This window comes from Nitrospina sp. 32_T5 (genome assembly GCF_052156635.1).
In the GTDB taxonomy this organism is placed as follows: domain Bacteria; phylum Nitrospinota; class Nitrospinia; order Nitrospinales; family Nitrospinaceae; genus Nitrospina.
This window is the reverse complement of the sequence record NZ_JBQKUO010000006.1, coordinates 61139-79452: the sequence shown is the minus strand read 5'-3', so window position 1 is coordinate 79452 and position 18314 is coordinate 61139. Positions and strand designations below refer to the sequence as shown.

General features: G+C 55.9%; 11 protein-coding genes. 4 read left to right on the top strand and 7 right to left on the bottom strand.

Annotation, left to right across the window (positions count from 1 at the left end; genetic code table 11):
- The 3 genes from ACTRW9_RS14055 to ACTRW9_RS14045 all read right to left on the bottom strand — a co-directional run.
- Positions 1-2185, bottom strand: a 2185-nt coding sequence (locus tag ACTRW9_RS14055) for a molybdopterin-dependent oxidoreductase (RefSeq protein WP_442429825.1), incomplete at its 3' end; no start/stop codon positions are given.
- 471 nt (positions 2186-2656) lie between these two features.
- The gene (locus ACTRW9_RS14050) at positions 2657-3289 is read right to left on the bottom strand and encodes a response regulator (protein WP_442429823.1); all 633 of its coding nucleotides are present in this window, start codon (positions 3287-3289) and stop codon (positions 2657-2659) included.
- 20 nt (positions 3290-3309) lie between these two features.
- Entirely contained in the window at positions 3310-4794 is a 1485-nt protein-coding gene (locus ACTRW9_RS14045; RefSeq protein ID WP_442429822.1) for a GAF domain-containing sensor histidine kinase, read from the bottom strand.
- Positions 4795-5730: 936 nt separating this feature from the next.
- Here ACTRW9_RS14045 and ACTRW9_RS14040 point away from each other — a divergent pair.
- From ACTRW9_RS14040 to lpdA, 4 genes are all read left to right on the top strand, one after another.
- Complete coding sequence (locus ACTRW9_RS14040; RefSeq protein WP_442429821.1) at positions 5731-7044, top strand: NAD(P)/FAD-dependent oxidoreductase; 1314 nt, start codon at positions 5731-5733, stop codon at positions 7042-7044.
- Between the two features lie 109 nt (positions 7045-7153).
- Entirely contained in the window at positions 7154-9832 is a 2679-nt protein-coding gene (gene aceE, locus ACTRW9_RS14035) for a pyruvate dehydrogenase (acetyl-transferring), homodimeric type (RefSeq protein ID WP_442429820.1), read from the top strand.
- A 14-nt stretch (positions 9833-9846) separates the two neighbouring features.
- On the top strand, positions 9847-11244 hold the full coding sequence (locus ACTRW9_RS14030) for a 2-oxo acid dehydrogenase subunit E2 (protein WP_442429819.1): 1398 nt from the start codon (positions 9847-9849) through the stop codon (positions 11242-11244).
- Between the two features lie 4 nt (positions 11245-11248).
- Positions 11249-12640 (top strand): dihydrolipoyl dehydrogenase, encoded by a 1392-nt coding sequence (gene lpdA, locus ACTRW9_RS14025; protein WP_442429818.1) that lies wholly within the window; start codon positions 11249-11251, stop codon positions 12638-12640.
- Positions 12641-12751: 111 nt separating this feature from the next.
- On the opposite strand, the gene ACTRW9_RS14020 is transcribed toward lpdA, so the two are convergent.
- The 4 genes from ACTRW9_RS14020 to ACTRW9_RS14005 form a co-directional block, all read right to left on the bottom strand.
- The gene (locus ACTRW9_RS14020; RefSeq protein ID WP_442427271.1) at positions 12752-12931 is read right to left on the bottom strand and encodes a hypothetical protein; all 180 of its coding nucleotides are present in this window, start codon (positions 12929-12931) and stop codon (positions 12752-12754) included.
- Positions 12932-13307: 376 nt separating this feature from the next.
- Positions 13308-14501 carry a tetratricopeptide repeat protein gene (locus ACTRW9_RS14015; RefSeq protein WP_442429817.1) on the bottom strand — a complete coding sequence of 398 codons (1194 nt, stop codon included), beginning with the start codon at positions 14499-14501 and terminating at the stop codon, positions 13308-13310.
- Between the two features lie 227 nt (positions 14502-14728).
- Positions 14729-15547: a glycine/sarcosine N-methyltransferase gene (locus ACTRW9_RS14010; RefSeq protein ID WP_442427273.1), complete on the bottom strand. Its 819-nt coding sequence runs from the start codon at positions 15545-15547 to the stop codon at positions 14729-14731.
- 432 nt (positions 15548-15979) lie between these two features.
- A complete protein-coding gene (locus ACTRW9_RS14005; RefSeq protein WP_442429816.1) occupies positions 15980-18211 on the bottom strand; it encodes an NADP-dependent isocitrate dehydrogenase in 2232 nt (743 codons plus the stop codon).
- Positions 18212-18314: the final 103 nt, after the last annotated feature.

Below are 18314 nucleotides of genomic sequence, written 5' to 3'. Positions count from 1 at the left end.
CGCGGTGGATCAGGTTGTCATCGATCGTGTCGAATACCGGTTTGATGCCGGTGCCGCCCCAGATCTGATGGAACGGGTTCGAACACGCCGAAGTGATCTCGTAAGACTCGAACTCGGCCCAGCTGTTAGCAGCGAGGACGATATCCGAGTACTCGCAGGAACCGGTGAACTCGATGTCCTGAGCCACGATCATGTCTACGTTGTTGTTGGTGTTGAACACCATCTCGTAGAACCACTTCGCGTTGTTGATGACGTTGACGTTAACAAACCAAAGGAGCTTGGTCGGAGTCGGCATATGGGTGCGGCCCGTGAAGACCTTACGTCCATACCGCGGGGTATTGACGATCAGAGCCTTGTCACGATGCGCCCAGTAGCCGGGCTCTTCACCTTTCGCATATCCCTTGATGTTCTCCCAACCCACGTTCTTGGTTACATCCAGAACGGGATTGAAGGGATCCTCCGCAACCATCGCCGCGAAGCCCGGTCCCGACCAGTGAGAACCCTGGTAGTTGCCGGCCTTGTAGTTACCGGACCAGGTGTGGGAACCGGAACCTTTCGGTCCGACGTTACCCGTCAACAACAGCGGGATATACGACGCCCGATTGTGCATGGTGGCGTGGAAGTAATGGTTGATACCTTCACCGTAGTGAATCTCAACCGGCTTAATGGTACCGATGTCGCGTGCCAGACGCACAACCAGATCCTTCGGAGCGTGACAGATCTGGTTGACCGTATCCAGATCGTAGTCCTTCAGGTGGATTTTGTACATCTCGTACAACGGCATAACGGTGATGGTCTTGCCGCTGACCAGCTTGATGTCATAAACACCGTCCAAAGCCGGGTCGATGTTCTTCTTCCGCATCTTCGCGCCAATGTCCTCGCGAGTCAGCGCAACCGGCTTGTCGGTGTTGGCATCCCAAACCACGAAGTCCGGCATCTTGTCCCGATCGTAGTTCTTCATCCACTTGGTCGTAAAACCATCCTTAGGCAGCGGCTGGTTTTTGTAACCGGGGATGTAGTCCTCCGGATGCAACCGGATCAGGTTGTCCGTGCGGACCAGCAACGGCATGTCGGTGTACTCCTTGACATACTCCGCGTCAACAAGTCCCTCGTCCATGATGATTTTACCGATACCGAGAAAAATGGAGATGTCGGCCAGACCCGCGCGGGTCGGGATCCAGTAGTCGGCTTTGGTTGCCGGAGGATTGTACTCCGGAGCAACCGTAACCAGCGTACCGCCACGTTCCATGATTTCCGTGTACCAGTGAGCTTCCGGCATTTTGTTCTCAATGAGGTTTTTACCCCACTGAATGGTCAGCTTCGCATACCGGTGGTCGGCGAAGTCGATGTCGGAAGTCTGCATGCCATGAACCCAGGAATGACCCGGAGCCTGGTCACCATGCCAGGTGTAGTTGGACCATGCGCGTCCACCCAGCACCTGACCCGGGCCGCGGCCGCGAATGATCGCATCCAGAACACCCATCATGTTGGCGAGGCGGTAGATACCATACTTACCGACAACACCCAGCAGGCCCATGCCGCCGCGATACTTCATCGCGCGGGAACCGGATCCACCCATGGCTTCGATCATCTCAGGCTGATAACCTTCGTTCTTCAGGCGCTGAGCACCGCGGGAACCGCTGTAGGCTTTACCGATCGCCACGTGACCTTTTGCCAGGTAAGTGAAGGTCTCATCCCAGGTCACGCGGACGAACTCGTCCGTGCCCCGGCTGGTGAACTTATATTTTTCCCGGTTCTCCTTGTCCAGATAAGGAAAGCCGTCGTCGGCCCACTGCTTCCAGCCAACGCGCAACATCGGATACTTGTTGCGGTACGGCCCATAAACACGACGCGGGAACGTCATGCCGCGGAGACACATGCGCGGGTTCCACGCTGCGTCCGCCTGGTTGCCGTACAGGTCGCGAACCTTATGGTGATCGTAGTTCTGCTCGATCCGCATCAGAATGCCGTTACGCACGAAGCCGCGAACACGACACTGATGGGTGTCGTTCGGTGAACAGCAGTACGTGAACGAACGTTCGTACTTATATTGGTCGCGATAAACTTCCTCCCAACGACGATCCGGATAGGACTCCAGGGGATTCCCAACCTTCACAACGGGTTTCAACTGGGCTCCCACCCTCTTGCTCGAAAGCGCCATGGCCGAAGCCACACCAGCACTCACCTGCAAGAACTTCCTTCGATTCAAACGCATAGATTCAAACCTCCCTGCATTAGAGATAAAATGAGCCCGACCTGCGGGCTTCCATCTACTTCTTCCTCTTCCAACAAAACTTCGGGACCAAAGGCGATCCCGCTCTCACTTCATCCATGGCGGCGTCAGCGGTTTTACAAAAACGGCGCGCCACAAAATTTTTTTCACTTCTCCAGGCAATGGAAGAGAAAAACAAAATAATTAAGCAAAACTATTTCTAGCGAATGGGATTCTATGGGTTTTCGGCAAGGAAGGTAATCAGACGAGCCTGATTGGTGGATCGGATTTGGCTGTTTTTGAAAAAGGACTGGGTCCTATGAAATTGTAGGAAAACGCTGGCAAAAATTTGTGGGAAGTTTTGCTTTTGCCTAATAACAAAGGACTTGGCAATCCGTGAGAGTGGGAGGAAAGAAGGGGTGTTTCCGGTTACAGGGGGAGCCTTCAAAGAAGCCGGTTTAACAGTGCGTACTGAGTGAGTTCAGAATTTGTCTTCATATTCATCTTCTGCAAAATATGGGTGCGGTGAGTGCTGACGGTTTTCACGCTGAGACACAACTTTTGCGCAATTTCGGTCAGTGACTTGCCGCCGGAAAGTAGGCAGAACACCTCAAATTCCCTGTCCGTCAAATATTCGTGGGGTTGCTTGTCGAAGCCGTTGAAGTTGAACGTGAGCTTCTCCATGTATTCAGGACTCAAAAACTTTCCACCGGAGGCGACTTTGCGAATGGCATTGATGAGCACTTCCAGCGGACTTTCCTTGGTGACGTAACCCGATGCGCCGGCTTTGAGATAACGCATGGCGAAATGCTCCTCCGGATACACGCTGACCACAACGACGGGCAAATCCGGAAATTCCTCCTTCAACTGCTTCATGTATTCCAGGCTCCATTCGCCCCCCATCGTGATATCCAGAAGCACAAGGTCCACCTTGGTCTCACGCGCCTTCTGCAGCATCTCAGCGCCATTGACCGCTTCTTCCACAACTTCCATGTCCTTGATGGCCGAAAACGCACGGTGGATGCCCTGGCGGAAAATCGGATGGTCGTCCGCAACAAGAATTTTTATATTTTTCAATGAAGGCTCCATAATATTCATCAATGCTTCAGCTCTATGGTTATGGTTGTACCCTCGTTCTTTCGTCCATTCAAGTAAACCTGCCCACCCCAGATTTGTGCGCGCTCCTTCATGCCAAGCAAACCGAGTGAGAAGTTTTCATTAATCTGTTCCGGAACGAGCCCTTTTCCATTATCGAACACCCTCATGGTCAACAGGCCTTCTCGATCCGTGAGATCCACATTCACCTTGCTGGCCTCGGAGTGGCGAATCACATTGGTGAGGCATTCCTGAAAGATCCGGTAGATGGTGCTGGACCTCTGCGTGTCGAGGCTGATGACATCCGGTTGCGTTGACAGGTCAAACTCGATACCCGTGCGGCTTTGAAACAATTTCCCCTGCCATTCGATGGCTTCCGTCAAACTCATGCGGTCCAGAACAGGAGGCCTCAGGTCCAGCGAAATCCGTTTGACGGTTTGGATTGTTTTCTGGATCAGGTCGGTGATCAGTTCCACATCCTCCGAAATATCCACTCTCTCCGGTGGAACCTTGGCCTGAATACGGGAAAGGTCCAGCTTGATTGCCGTCAATACCTGGCCCAACTCGTCGTGCACCTCCCTCGCAATCCGTTTGCTCTCCTCTTCCCGAATGGAATCGAGACGGTGATAAAGCCGGCGCAGATGGTTGTTGTATTCTCCTTTATCATGGTCCACTTTCTGCCGTTCCATGACGCGGCCAAGCAGGATACCGATGCTCTCCATCACTTCCAGCAGGCGGGCATTGGGCTCCAGCTCCTTGTTGGAAAAAAACTCCATGACTCCCACCACCTTCGAGCCGATGTAAACCGGAAACGCCAATCCCGTTTTGACTCCCAGCTTTTCCACCATTTTGTTACGGGCAAAGTTGGTGTCCTGCCCCACATCCTGAATCCAATGGGGCCTGGAATCCGCAAGCACCCGGCCCGGCAAGCCTTCGCCCGCCTCCAGTTTTGTTACCTCGGTGACCTTGATGAATTCCTCGTATCGGTGCGGGTTCTGACAAAACCAGATTCCCGTTGGTAACAGTTTTTTTTCTTTATCCTCGAAGCGGAAAAAGTGACCCAACACCCAGTCGATCTCCCGGCAGATTCTTTCCAGCGAATACTCGATCGCCTCTTCCAGGGTCTTGCTCATATTGGTCTGGAATGCGATATCCCGATTCAATTGAAGGTAAGAGCTTTCCTCCTGCAGGCGTTTGTAAGCTTTTTCCAGTTCACCGGCCTTCAAAAACTTTTCCGCCCACTGCAACTCCATCAGGCAGAAATAGGTGGTCATCCAAATGACCAGAATCGTGAGACAGCGGTTGATCAAAGCAAACCACCAGTCCCCACTTGGAGCGGAAAGAAAGAGCCCCAAAAAAGTCAAAACCGTCCCCACGATGGCGCCGGTCCATACCGCCTTGCTTTCCCGGGAACGGAACCCTATGAGAACCAGAATCACAAAAGGCAGCCCGCTGGCAACCCCCAGAGGAATCTGGGTGTCCGCCATCAAAATCAAAATTCCGAGGGCATAAACCACTCCCAAACGGCTCAGTTTCGAGGCGCGTCGTTTTGCCATGGGAGAGGGTAAATGAATATCGTTCACTTGTGGTCTTGGCGAATGTTTCAGATTCAAAATTTTGACCTAAAAAGGCTACAGCCCAGAATACAGATATTTCCAATCTTAATTTACTCCAAAACCTTCCCCCTGTAATCAGCATTTAGACTACACATAATAGGAAATAAAGAGAGGGTAGTGAAGAGCCGGAGGCGTTATTAGTGCACACATCCATTCAGGAAGCCCCAGGGCTTATAAATAGTGACTCACAGGCACGACTCTAAAAAAATAACCTGACCCAGTTGCAACAAGAAAAGTCGACCCCTGGGCGATCCATTTAAATTTTTTTCGCAGGCCGCCCAATTCGTGTGAACTGCAGCCGCTTTTAATCTGTTTTGGGTGCCACTCGCTCGAGATTTTCTTGCAGCGTGGAGGATCTTTCGGGGGTCGGGTCGATGAGGGGCCAGATCAAAATGAAGACTAGAAAACTGGTGACAACGACACCGATGATAAAACCAAACCAGTCGATGAATGCGAATTTTTCTTTCTGCTTTTTATTGGTCATATAAAACCAGATTATGTGAATAAAAATTAAACCGGAATTATCTTACAACCAGAAAACCTTTTCCCACGCATCGCGTTTGCTCCAAATTCCGTTCACGAAACTTAACCACAACCTTCGTTAAAATCCAAAGAAAATCTGCGCGTATGAATCCGGTGCATTTTCGCTTTTGCATCCGCTTCATCTTCATCAAACCCGCACAGCAACCGCATTTCCTTTATTGCCCGAACAGGCTATAATCAATAACAGGCAGCCGATCTCCGTATTGCAACCCCCGTCAATTTATTCTAGGCTGGAGAAAAGCTCCACCTGTTCATGGAGGAGGCATGAAGTCATCTTCGCACACCCCCACGGGCCCGCCGAAGGTGGTCATTATTGGCGCCGGGTTTGGCGGCCTGAACTGCGCCCGCGCCTTGTCCGGCCACCGCGTGGATGTGTGTCTTCTCGACCGCAGAAACCACCACGTCTTCACCCCCCTGCTCTACCAGGTGGCCACCTCCCTCCTGAACCCCACGGATGTCGCCATGCCCGTGCGTACCCTGTTCCGCCATTCCGACAATGTGAAGTTTTATGAAACCGAAGTCACCGGCATAGACTTCACGGCAATGCAGGTGCACACCGTGGAGGGAATCGACTTCCAATACGACTACCTGGTCATCGCCTCGGGGAGCACCACTCATTTTTACGGCAACGACCTCCTTGCGGAGCAGGCATACGGACTGAAGGACCTGCCGGAAGCGTTGGAATTGCGCAACCACATCATCCGTTGTTTCGACCAGGCTTCGCGCCTGCTGGAGCGAGGAGAGGAGGACATCGAACCGTGGCTGACATTCGCCTGCGTGGGCGGCGGTCCGACCGGGGTGGAATATTCCGGCGCGCTGGGCGAACTGGTCCGTCTCGTTATGGTGAAGGACTACCCGGAACTTCCGCGCGACCGCATTCGGATTCTCCTCATAGAGGCCAGTGGAAGCCTGCTCGGCGGGTTTTGTGACGGTGCCACGGACATCGCGCGCGACGCCCTGAAGCGTTACGGCGTCGAAGTCCGGCTAAATGATCCCGTGAAAGCGTACGAGCACGATCTCCTCACCCTCGTCAGCGGCACCACGGTGAACACCAAAACCGTGATCTGGACCGCGGGGGTTAAGCCCTCTCCTCTTGCGGAAAATCTTTCCGCCGAACGCACGGCGCAGAGCCGGCTGGTGGTGGACGAGTATTTACGATTGAAAGAGCAGGACCACGTCTACGCCATCGGTGACATCGCCTCCTGCATGCACAAAGAAAAAGAGCTGCCCATGCAGGCCTCCCCTGCCATGCAGGAAGGGCGCCACGTGGCGCGCTCGATTCTGAAGCGCATCCGCTCGAAAAAACCGGAACCGTTTCGCTACCGCGACCGCGGCACCATGGCCGTCATTGGCCGCAATACAGGCATCGCGCGCATCGGGCGGTTTATGGTGAACGGGTTCATCGGTTGGCTGTTGTGGCTGGGAGTGCACATCTTTTTTCTGATCGGGTTCCGCAATCGCCTGTCGGTGCTGTTGTACTGGGGATGGAACTACGTGTTCTACGACCGCCCGGCGCGCATCGTCGTCCCCCGGATCCAAAGCAAGCAAAGCCGCCCCCACGCACGACGCAAGCAGTGAGGAAGTTTTTGGGACCGAATACGCCGTTGAGGTCTTGGGTGTTATCAAGTAATCTGGAAACAGATCAGAAATTTCGGGCGGCGCACATTCTCTCTCTGAGGAGGCGGGCATGACGCAGTGGGCGGACATTCCCATGGACGACACCGATCCGGCGGAAACGCAGGAATGGGTGGACTCGCTCCACTACCTGTTGCGCGACGTCGGACCCGAGCGCGCCCACTTCATCCTGCACCGCCTGCAGGACGAAATGAGGAAGTCCGGCCACCACCTCCCCTTCACCGCCAACACGCCTTACATCAACACTCTCCCGTCCGAAGACCAGCCGTCCTATCCCGGCGACCCGGAACTCGAGCGGCGCATCCGCAGCCTGGTCCGGTGGAACGCGATGGCGATGGTGGTGCGGGCCAACCGCACCTCTCCGGGTATCGGCGGCCACATTTCCACCTACGCCTCTCTTGCACTCCTGCTGGAGATGGGATTCAACCATTTTTTCCGTGGTCCCGGAAACGGAGCACCGGGTGACCAGGTTTATTTTCAGGGTCACGCCGCCCCGGGTATCTACGCCCGTGCGTTTCTGGAAGGCCGCCTGACGCAGAAGCAGTTGGAAAGCTTCCGGCGCGAACTGCAACCGGAAGGGGGCCTGCCCTCCTATCCACACCCGTGGCTCATGCCGGATTTCTGGGAATTCCCCACGGTGTCGATGGGATTGTCGCCGATCATGGCCATCTACCAGGCGCGGTTCAACCGCTACCTGCATCACCGCGGACTCAAGGACACCGCGGACAGCAAGGTGTGGGCGTTTCTCGGCGACGGAGAAACCGACGAGCCGGAAAGCCTGGGCGCCATCACCCTCGCCTCGCGTGAAAAGCTCGACAACCTGATCTTCGTCATCAACTGCAACCTGCAACGGCTGGACGGGCCCGTCCGCGGCAACGGCAAGATCATCCAGGAACTGGAAGCGGCGTTCCGGGGGGCCGGGTGGAACGTCATCAAACTGATCTGGGGCACGGACTGGGATCCCCTGCTTGCCAAGGACGACAAAGGCCTGCTCAAAAAAAGAATGATGGAAGCGGTGGACGGCTGGTACCAGAAGTACGTCGTCGAGAAAGGCCAGTTCATCCGTGAACACTTTTTCGGCGCGCACCCGGACCTGCTGAAGATGGTGGAAAACCTCACCGACGACAAACTGGAAACCCTGCGGCGCGGCGGCCACGACATGGAAAAGGTGTATGCCGCCTACCATGCGGCGGTGAACCATACCGGATCGCCCACCGTCATCCTCGCCAAAACCATCAAGGGGTACGGCCTCGGCGAAGCGGGCGAAGGCAAGAACATCACGCACCAGGCGAAAAAGCTGAACGAAAGTGAACTGTTGAGTTTCCGCACGCGTTTCGGCATCCCCATCGGCGACGAGGACGTGGCCAACGCGCCATTCTACAAACCCGCCGATGACAGCGAGGAGCTGACCTACCTCCACGAGCGCAGGCAACATCTGGGCGGGTACCTTCCGGAGAGAAAGGTCCGTGCCAAACTCCTGTCCGTTCCCGGCCGCGATCAGTTCGAGGATTTTTTTAAAGGATCGAACGGACGCGAGGTGTCGAGCACCATGGCCTTCGTGCAGATGCTCACCCGGCTTCTCCGCAATCCGGATCTGGGAAAACTGGTCGTGCCGATCATCCCGGACGAAGCCCGCACCTTCGGCATGGAAACGCTGTTCCGCCAGTACGGCATCTACGCCAGCCAGGGTCAGCTGTACGATCCGGTGGACATGGACCAGCTTTTGTACTACCGCGAGGCACAGGACGGGCAGATTCTGGAGGAAGGCATCAGCGAGGCAGGGTCGATTTCCTCCTTCATCGCCGCAGGCACCGCCTACGCCACGCACGGCATCAATACCATTCCGTTTTTCATTTTCTATTCGATGTTCGGCTTCCAGCGCATCGGCGACCTCATCTGGGCGGCGGCGGACATGCGGACGCGCGGGTTCCTCCTGGGCGGCACGTCCGGACGCACCACGCTGAACGGCGAGGGCCTGCAACATGAGGACGGGCACAGCCACCTGCTGGCAGCCACCGTACCCAACCTCATCACCTACGATCCGGCCTACGCTTACGAACTCGCAGTCATCATCCAGGACGGACTGCGACGCATGTACCAGGAACAGGAAAGCGTGTTCTACTACATCACGCTCTACAATGAAAACCAGGTCATGCCGGAAATGCCGGAAGGCGTTGAGGACGGCATACTGAAGGGTCTTTACAAATTCAAACCGGGAATGGGTCAACCGGACTGGCCGAAGGCACACCTGTTCGGCAGCGGCAGCCTGCTTCAGGAAGCGCTCCGCGCCCAGCGCATCCTGGAAGAACATTTCCAGGTGTCGGCGGACGTGTGGAGCGCCACCAGCTACAAGGAACTGCGACGCGACGCCCTGGAGGTGGACCGGTGGAACCGGCTTCATCCCACCGAAAAACCGCGCACCTCTTATATAGAAGACATTTTGAAGGAGGAAAATGGACCCGTCATCGCGGTGACCGATTACATGAAACTGGTGCCGGACCAGATCGCGCCATGGATGCCGAAACCGTACACAACGCTTGGCACCGACGGGTTCGGCCGAAGCGATTCGCGTGAGGACCTGCGCCGGTTCTTTGAAGTCGATGCGGAATCGATCGCGGTCGCCACCCTGCATGCATTGGCAAACGAAGGTGCGATCCCGATGAAGCGCGTGAAACAGGCGATCGATCATCTCGACATCGATCCCGACAAACCCGATCCCGTTTCTTCCTGACAAAGGACACACTGATGAGCGAAGACATCAAGCTGCCCGCACTGGGCGAAGGCATCGAGTCCGGCGACGTGGCGAAGATCCACGTGAAGGAAGGCTCGGAGGTGAAGAAAGATTCGGTGCTCCTCGAACTGGAAACGGAGAAAGCCCTCCTGGAATTGCCATCGCCGGTGGCCGGACGCATCACCGCCGTCAAAATTTCGGAAGGAGACACCATCAAGGTGGGGCAATCTTTATTCGATGTAGACACCGATGGATCGGATGGAGATTCCAAACCGAAACAGGAGGAAGACAGAAAGGAGAACAAGGAAATAGGAGACAAGCCGGAACCCGAACCAACGGAGAAGAAAGAAAAGGAACCGGAAAAAAAGAAAGAGGTGTCGAGGGAAGAAGGCACCGCGCAGAAAAAAACACCCCCTCAAACCGAGAACGATTCAGCGGCAAAGAAAAGGACAGAGAAAAAGAAAGAAGAAAGGAAGAGTGCGGAAGACGCTCCAAAGAAACGGGAAGCCGAATCCATTCCCGCGCCCGCCGGACCCGGTGCGCGCAGGCTGGCGCGCGAGCTGGGGGTGGACCTCAGGCAGGTCACGGGGTCGGCGCGCGGCGGACGCATCACCCTCGAGGACGTCAAGGCTCACACCAAAAAGAAAATGGCCGCGCCTTCCACCGGACCCTCCGTCCAACCGGAACCGTTTCCCGATTTCACGCAGTGGGGGAAGGTCGAGACCAAACCCATCGCCTCGCTTCGCGGTAAGATCGCGAGCAATTTGACGCGAGCGTGGAACGCGGTGCCTTTGGTCACGCAGTTCGACGAAGCCGACATCACCGATCTCGAGGCTCTTCGCAAGGCGCAGTCGGGGTTCATCAAGAAAAAGGGCGGCAAGCTGACGGTCACCGTGCTTGTGCTGGAAGCGCTGGTGGCGGCGCTCAAGGAACACCCGCAGTTCAACGCCAGCGTCGATCTGAACGCAGGGGTCATCCACTACAAAAAGTATTACAACATCGGCGTCGCGGTGGACACACCTTCGGGCCTGATCGTCCCCGTCATCAAAAACGTGGATCAAAAAAGCGTGGCGGAGTTGGCCATCGAGTTGACGGAACTCTCCGAACGCGCGCGCAACCGCAAGGTGTCGCTGGAAGAGTTGCGCGGCGGCAATATCTCGGTATCCAACCTCGGTGGCATCGGCGGTACCGGGTTCACCCCGCTGGTCCTGCCGCCGGAGGTGGCGGTGGTGGGCCTTTCCCGCACCCGCATGCAACCGGTTTACAAGGACGGCAAATTCCAGCCGCGCCTCATCCTCCCCTTCTGCGTGTCGTACGATCACAAACTGATCGACGGCGCAGACGCGGCCCGCTTTGCACGCACGCTGGCGGAACGGCTGGAAAACTTCACCGGCACCCTGCTCCAAGGATGAGATCATGGCTGAGCATCCATTGATCGTGATCGGCGCCGGACCCGGCGGTTACGCCGCGGCGTTCCTCGCCGCCGACAAGGGCATGGACGTGACGCTGGTCGATGACCGCGACGCCCCGGGCGGCGTGTGCCTGCACGTCGGGTGCATTCCTTCCAAGACCCTCCTGCACATCGCCAGACTCATCGGCGAGGCCCGGCAGGCGAAGGAATGGGGGCTCGACTTCGGCGAGCCGCGTATCGATCTCACCGCTCTTCGCAAATGGAAGAACAAAGTCGTCGACCAGATGACCGGCGGGCTCTCGCAGTTGTCCAAACAAAGAAAAGTGAAACGCGTCAACGGTCGTGCGGTGTTTCAGGACGCGCGTTCAATTAAAGTCGGCAACGAGGTATTGCAGTTCAACCACTGCATCGTCGCCACCGGGTCGCGTCCCACCTGGCCGAATGGATTTCCGAAACCGGGCGGACGGGTGATGGATTCCACCAACGCCCTCGAGATCGAAGACATCCCCGAACGCCTGCTGGTGATTGGCGGCGGCTACATCGGCCTGGAAATGGGCACGGTGTACGCAGCGCTGGGGAGCCGGGTCACGGTGGTGGAAATGACGGGCGACCTGCTTTCCGGCGTGGACCGCGACCTGGTGCGTCCGCTTCAAAAAAAACTGGCGGGCGATTTCGAGGCCATTCACCTGAACACGAAGGTTGCATCACTCAAGGAAAATAAAGAAGCCGTTCACGCCGTCCTCGAAAACGAAGACGGCAAAGGTGAGGAAACATTCGATCGCGTTTTGGTCGCGGTGGGCCGCCAACCCAATACCGATGGGCTGGGACTCGATGCCACGTCCATCGAACTCGACCCACACGGATTCCTTCCGGTGAACGCCCGACGCCAAACCACGGAGCCTTCCATTTACGCCATAGGAGATGTCACAGGTGGCGCCTTGCTCGCGCACAAGGCGGCGCATGAAGCCCGGGTTGCGGTGGAAGCGGTTTCCGGAGAGAAAACGGAATGGGACCCGCGAGCCATTCCGGCGGTGGTGTTCACCGATCCGGAGATCGCGTGGTGCGGGTTGACAGAAAACGAGGCGAAAGAAAACAACGTCGACGTCGAGATCGCCAGGTTTCCGTGGGGCGCGTCCGGCCGTGCCCAGAGCCTGGGACGGGCGGAAGGCGTGACCAAACTCATCCTGCAACCGAGGACCGGCCGCGTGCTGGGGGCGGGGCTCTGCGGAGCGGGTGCGGGGGAGTTGATCTCCGAAGGCGTGCTCGCCGTGGAGATGGGGGCGGTGGCGGAAGACCTCGCGCGCTCCATCCATCCCCACCCGACGCTCTCCGAAACGCTGATGGAGTCCGCCGAAACCTTTCTCGGCAGTGCCACGCACATCCTTCGCAAAAAATAATTCCGCCTTTCAACCGCTCGCCGAAAACAAAAACGGACCCGGCCGCGGTGGCCGGATCCGTTTCCATTCATGTTGCCGGAATTTATTTTTGAAAGACGTGTTGATTCAGGGTCAGCCCAGGCTGTTTTTCTTGTCCTGGATTTCCGCGCGGCGGGCTTTTGCCAGCTTGCCGACTTCGGCCAGCGCTTTGCGTGCCCGCGCGGCGGCGGCTTTGATGTTTTTGCTTTCGAAACTTTCATTCTCGGCGATGTATTGCTCAAACGCGGCAACAATTTGTTCATGAGTGGTCATACGTCTCTCCGTTTAAATTTATTGATAATGCAATGAACTGCGTTTCACTGAGAAAGAACCAGGCGTTGAATCCGAATTGGAGCAAATGATTTGAACCTTCCGGCAATTCACGAAGGATTCTGTATTCGATATTTCATTTGGCGCGGGGACAAAAGTCAATTTCCCCTACCCATTAAGATACCGTTTTGCGCCCCAATAGCCCAGTCAAATTACTCAAGCATCAGAATATCAAGGGTATTGAAAACCGTGCAAGCGGCAATGAAATAAACGTTTTCCATTTTTCAGCTTACAACAGAATTTTTATAAATTTCCACTGATCACAGAACTGGAATCCTGCAAAATGTGAAGACTGGGAGTTGCTTTTCCCGGACCGCTTTCACGTGGTTTTCAATTGACTGCGCAAAGACGCGATGCGGGATTTCCAGGGGTCGGTCCAACTTCCCTCGAACAGATTGAGAATGGCTTCGGCATCGCCCAGGCAATCGAGCGCACGCCGGGGTTCGTTTAACGATTTATACAATTCCGCGAGGTCCACGTTCAGGCGCGCTTCTTCTTTGCGGTTTTCGACGAAGCGCGCGGACATCCTTGCCTGCTCCAACGTTTCCGCCGCCTTTTGAAGGTCGCCGGCCTTTTCCTGGTTGAGCCCGATGCCGACCAGCAGTTCCAGTTCCTTGTCGTGATCTTCCAGATCGCGGTAATGCTTCAACGCCCTGCGGTAACAGTCGATGGCCCGATCGAGTTTTCCACGCTTGACGAAAACGTGTCCGAGGCCATTGTACGCACTGCCGATGAAGGCGGGGATGTTCAATTCATCCGCGCGGCACAACTGCTCCTCATAATATTTTTTGGCGCGGTCGAGGTTTCCGGACACCGCATAGGCGTCGCCCAGACTCGCAAGCAGTTCGCATTCCTCCCGCGCGTCATTCAGTTCGCGAACGATGGAAAGCTGTTGCTCAAAGCACTCGATGGCGCGTTGCGTCTGACCCAACTGCGCGTATGCGAGACCGAGCGCACCCAGCGCCTGTTTTTCCGCCGGACGGTCACCGCTTTGCCTCGCCCGGCCCAGGCTGTAATGTTCCGCATCGATGGTGCGGCGCAATTCCTGCACGCCGGAAAATTCCAATCCCATACGCAGCGGTTCCAGCGGGTTGCCTTCCGTGTCTTTCACCTCCGGTAAAGGACCCGGGCCCGCCTTCCTCACCTTGTCCATGACCTCGCGGCGAAAGTTCAATTCCGCTTCGATTTCCGCGAGAATTTCGTTCAGGTCTTCCGACCAGCGCCCCGTGCGCAACCGGTGCGTTTTCATGTTCAGCAGCCATTTCCACACACCGCCCGCTTCATCCTTGCCGGGAAGGCACGCGTCGTCGATGAGCAACGGAATGAGGATCAAATCACCGTTGACGGCGGTGACGATTTCCTCGCGCATGCGTTCGTTCAGTTGCGGTACACCGGAACCGGCAGCCCCGATGGCGACAACCAGCACATCGGACCGTTTCATTCGGCGGCGGACTTCCTGCGTGGGTGGGGCTTCCTCCGGCGTGGCCCAGATGCAATCGGCGTGCAGAATCATATTGCACTCCTCCGTGATGGGAGCGACCAGGGGTTGGAGGTGCTGTGTGTTCAGGGTGAAATACAACGTCGGCATACAATCAATGGCTTTGCGGCAATACAAAAAGGGGCCCGCCAAAATCGGCGGCCCCCTTGTTGAGCGGTTCACAAATCCGGCGAAAAGCGAAGGATTTGCCCTGTGAGTGCGTCAGGCCCACGCCTTACTTCGTATGCATCGCGGGAACCCGTCTAATCTTCCTCGTCTTCTTCCTGGTATTCCTTCTCGGCAACATGCACCAGGAAGTCGGGTTCGTGGGCGTCGAACGTCCCCTTGAAATCCCCGTACGTCTCGATGTGCTGAAACCCGACCTCGTGCATGAGGCGACGGGAGTATTTCCGGCGCAGGGGAAACATGTTCAGGTGATACGTTGAATTGTCGGGAAAGTTGTAACGGAACCGCGCGAGCCCTTCGTCCACGTACTCCGGTTCGGCAGAAACATTTTTCCCGCAATAATAGTATTTGTGCTTGCTGGAGAATCCCTGGTCCAGAATGGAATCGTAGTTTCGCTGGTCCATAATCAGGATGCCGTCGTGATTCAGCGTGGCGTAAAATTCCGCCAGTGCCTTTCTCCGATCATGTTCCGCAAACAAATGCGTGAACGAGTTGCCGAGGCAGATGACCGCATCGAACTGTTCATGGATGGTGCGGTTCAGCCAGCGCCAGTCCGCCTGCACGGTGCGCAGAATGAGACCGCGATTGCGCGCGTTTTTGAACGCCTTGGCAAGCATTTCCGGACTGCCGTCGGCACTGGTCACGTCGAACCCCGCACTCAACAGGCGAACGGAATGGAATCCCGTGCCGGTGGCGACGTCCAGCACCCGTTTGATGCCGCGCGACCGCAGGAGTTCGATAAAAAAATCGCCTTCGCTTTTCCAGCGCTGTTCCCAATCGATCAGTTCGTCCCACTTTTCGACGAAGCTTTTGACATACTCCTCCTGGTAGTGGTCCGATTCTCGGACTTGCGTCGGATTCGTCCCAAAAGATTGCTCTGGATTTGCTGTAGTCAAAACATACCTCGCTGTTGTTTCCGGTTATTTATATTTTCAGGATAGGGGGTGATTATATCATGAGATCAAAGGTTTAACTCGCCCAACAAGAGAAAAAATTAAAATAACGCCAATATAGGCTGTTTTTAAAAGCCTTAAATTTTTTTCACACTGGCGGTATGGCCTGCAATCATTAGGCTTATTCGCCTCTGCCCCAAAAATGCTGAATTACTGTGCATTTGAAAAATTATTATTTTTTTTGGAAGAAACTCTGGGAAATTTTTGCTGAAGTAAAAAATCTTTTTTAAACGAAGGGAGTGTCCGCTCCCCATCAATCCAATTGGATTGTTTCTATTTTCCTGTTCCCAATCCCGGATCGGCACCCTTTCAAACGAAAAAAGCCCGGCCGCGAGGGCCGGGCTTTCCTGTAACAACCTGATCGGTTCGATCCGCTTAGATGCTATCCAGGATCGAGTTGAAGGTCTTGCTCGGGCGCATGGCCGCAGCCACCTTCTTCGAATCCGGATGGTAGTAACCGCCCAGATCGACCGGCTTGCCCTTCGCATCCTGCAATTCCTTGAGGATGGTTTCGAGCTTCTCCTCCATCTGCTTGGCGATGGGGGTGAACCGTTCCTTGAGGTCCGCATCGTCGCTCTGAGCAGCCAGCTCCTGCGCCCAGTAGAGCGCTTCGTACACGTGGCTGCCCGCGTTGTCCAACTCACCCAACTCGCGGCCCGGATTCTTCTTGTTTTCCATCAGCTTTCCGGTCGCGCGGTCCAGCGCATCCGCCAGCACCTGGGCTTTTTTGTTGCCGAAGGTCTTGCTGAGGTGAGCCAGGGACTCCGCCAGCGCCAGGAACTCACCCAGCGAATCCCAACGGAGATGCCCTTCCTTCTGGAACTGCTGAACGTGTTTCGGCGCGGAACCGCCGGCACCGGTCTCGAACAGGCCGCCGCCGTTGATGAGCGGAACGATCGACAGCATCTTCGCGCTGGTACCCAGCTCAAGGATCGGGAACAGGTCGGTGAGGTAATCGCGAAGCACGTTACCCGTCGCCGAGATAGTGTCCTGACCCTGCTTGGCGCGTGCCAGCGAGTGTTTCATCGCATCGACCGGAGCCATGACCTGGATGTCGAGGCCGTTGGTGTCGTGATCCTTCAGATACACGTTCAACTTCTTGATGATCTCGGCATCGTGCGGGCGGTTCTTGTCCAGCCAGAACACAACCGGCGTGCTGGACGCGCGGGAGCGGTTGACCGCCAGCTTCACCCAGTCCTGAATCGGGATGTCCTTGACGATACAGCTGCGGAAGATGTCGCCCTTCTCCACCTGATGCTCGTGCAGGGTGTTGCCCTTGGCATCGATGAGGCGGATGGTGCCGTCTTCCTTGGCCTCGAAGGTTTTGTCATGAGAGCCGTACTCCTGCGCCTTCTGCGCCATGAGGCCGACGTTGGGAACACTGCCCATGGTGGACGGGTCGAACTCGCCGTTTTCCTTACAGAACTCGATGCAGGCCTGGTAGATGCCGGCATAACTGCTGTCCGGAATCACCGCCAGCGTGTCGTACTCCTTGCCGTCCGGACCCCACATTTTACCGGAGGTGCGGATGGCCGCTGCCATGGACGCGTCGATGATGATATCGCTCGGCACGTGCAGGTTGGTGATGCCGCGGTCGGAATCCACCATTGCCAGATCCGGGCCTTCCTTCATGCTGGCCTGGATGTCGTCCTCGATTTCCTTTTTCTTGTCGGCCGGGAGTTTCTCGATGCGAGCGAGCACATCGCCCAGACCGTTGTACGGGTTGACTCCCAGTTCCTTGAACGTGTCGCCATGCTTCTTGAACACGTCCTCGAAATAAGTCATCACACCGTGGCCGAAGATGATCGGGTCGGAAACCTTCATCATCGTCGCCTTCATGTGAAGGGAGAACAGAACACCGCGCTTTTTGGCTTCTTCTTTCGATGCCTTCAAGAAAGCGTCAAGAGCCTTGGCGCTCATCTTGGTGGCATCGACAATGTCGCCTTCATCCAGCGTGATGTTTTCTTTCAATACCGTGGTCTTGCCGCTGCCATCGGTGAACTCGAGTTTCGCCTTGCCGGCCTGCGCCGCGGTGATGGTGGTGGATTTTTCATTCGACCGGAAGTCGCCACTGGTCATGTGCGCAACATCGGTTTTGGAATCCTTGGACCACTTGCCCATGCGGTGCGGGTTTTTCTTGGCAAAGTTCTTGACCGAAGCCGAAGCGCGGCGGTCGGAGTTGCCCTGACGAAGAACCGGGTTCACCGCACTGCCCTTGACTTTGTCAAAGCGGGCCACGATGTCTTTTTCCTCATCCGTTTTGGGCTCGTCCGGATAGTCCGGGATGTCGTAACCCTGCTCCTGCAATTCCTTCACTGCAGCCTTGATCTGCGGGATGGACGCGCTGATGTTCGGCAGTTTGATGACGTTGCAGGTGGGCTCTTTGACCATGTCGCCCAGGATGGCGAGATCGTCCGGCTGCTGCTGTTCCGGCTTCAGCCGCTCTGGAAACTGCGCGATGATGCGGCCTGCCAGCGAAATGTCCATGGTACCGACTTTCAGGCCAGCCACTTTGCTGAAGGACTGAATGATCGGCAGAAACGAACCGCTCGCCAACTCAGGAGCTTCATCGACTTTCGTGTATATAATATCTGGTTTATCTGACATCTTTGTTTACCCCATTTTTAAGGTCGTGTTTTGGTTGAAAAGTATGGATTTTACAGAGATATTCCGGCAAATACTAAAAAAAATCCAGTTTCTGTCAACTGTT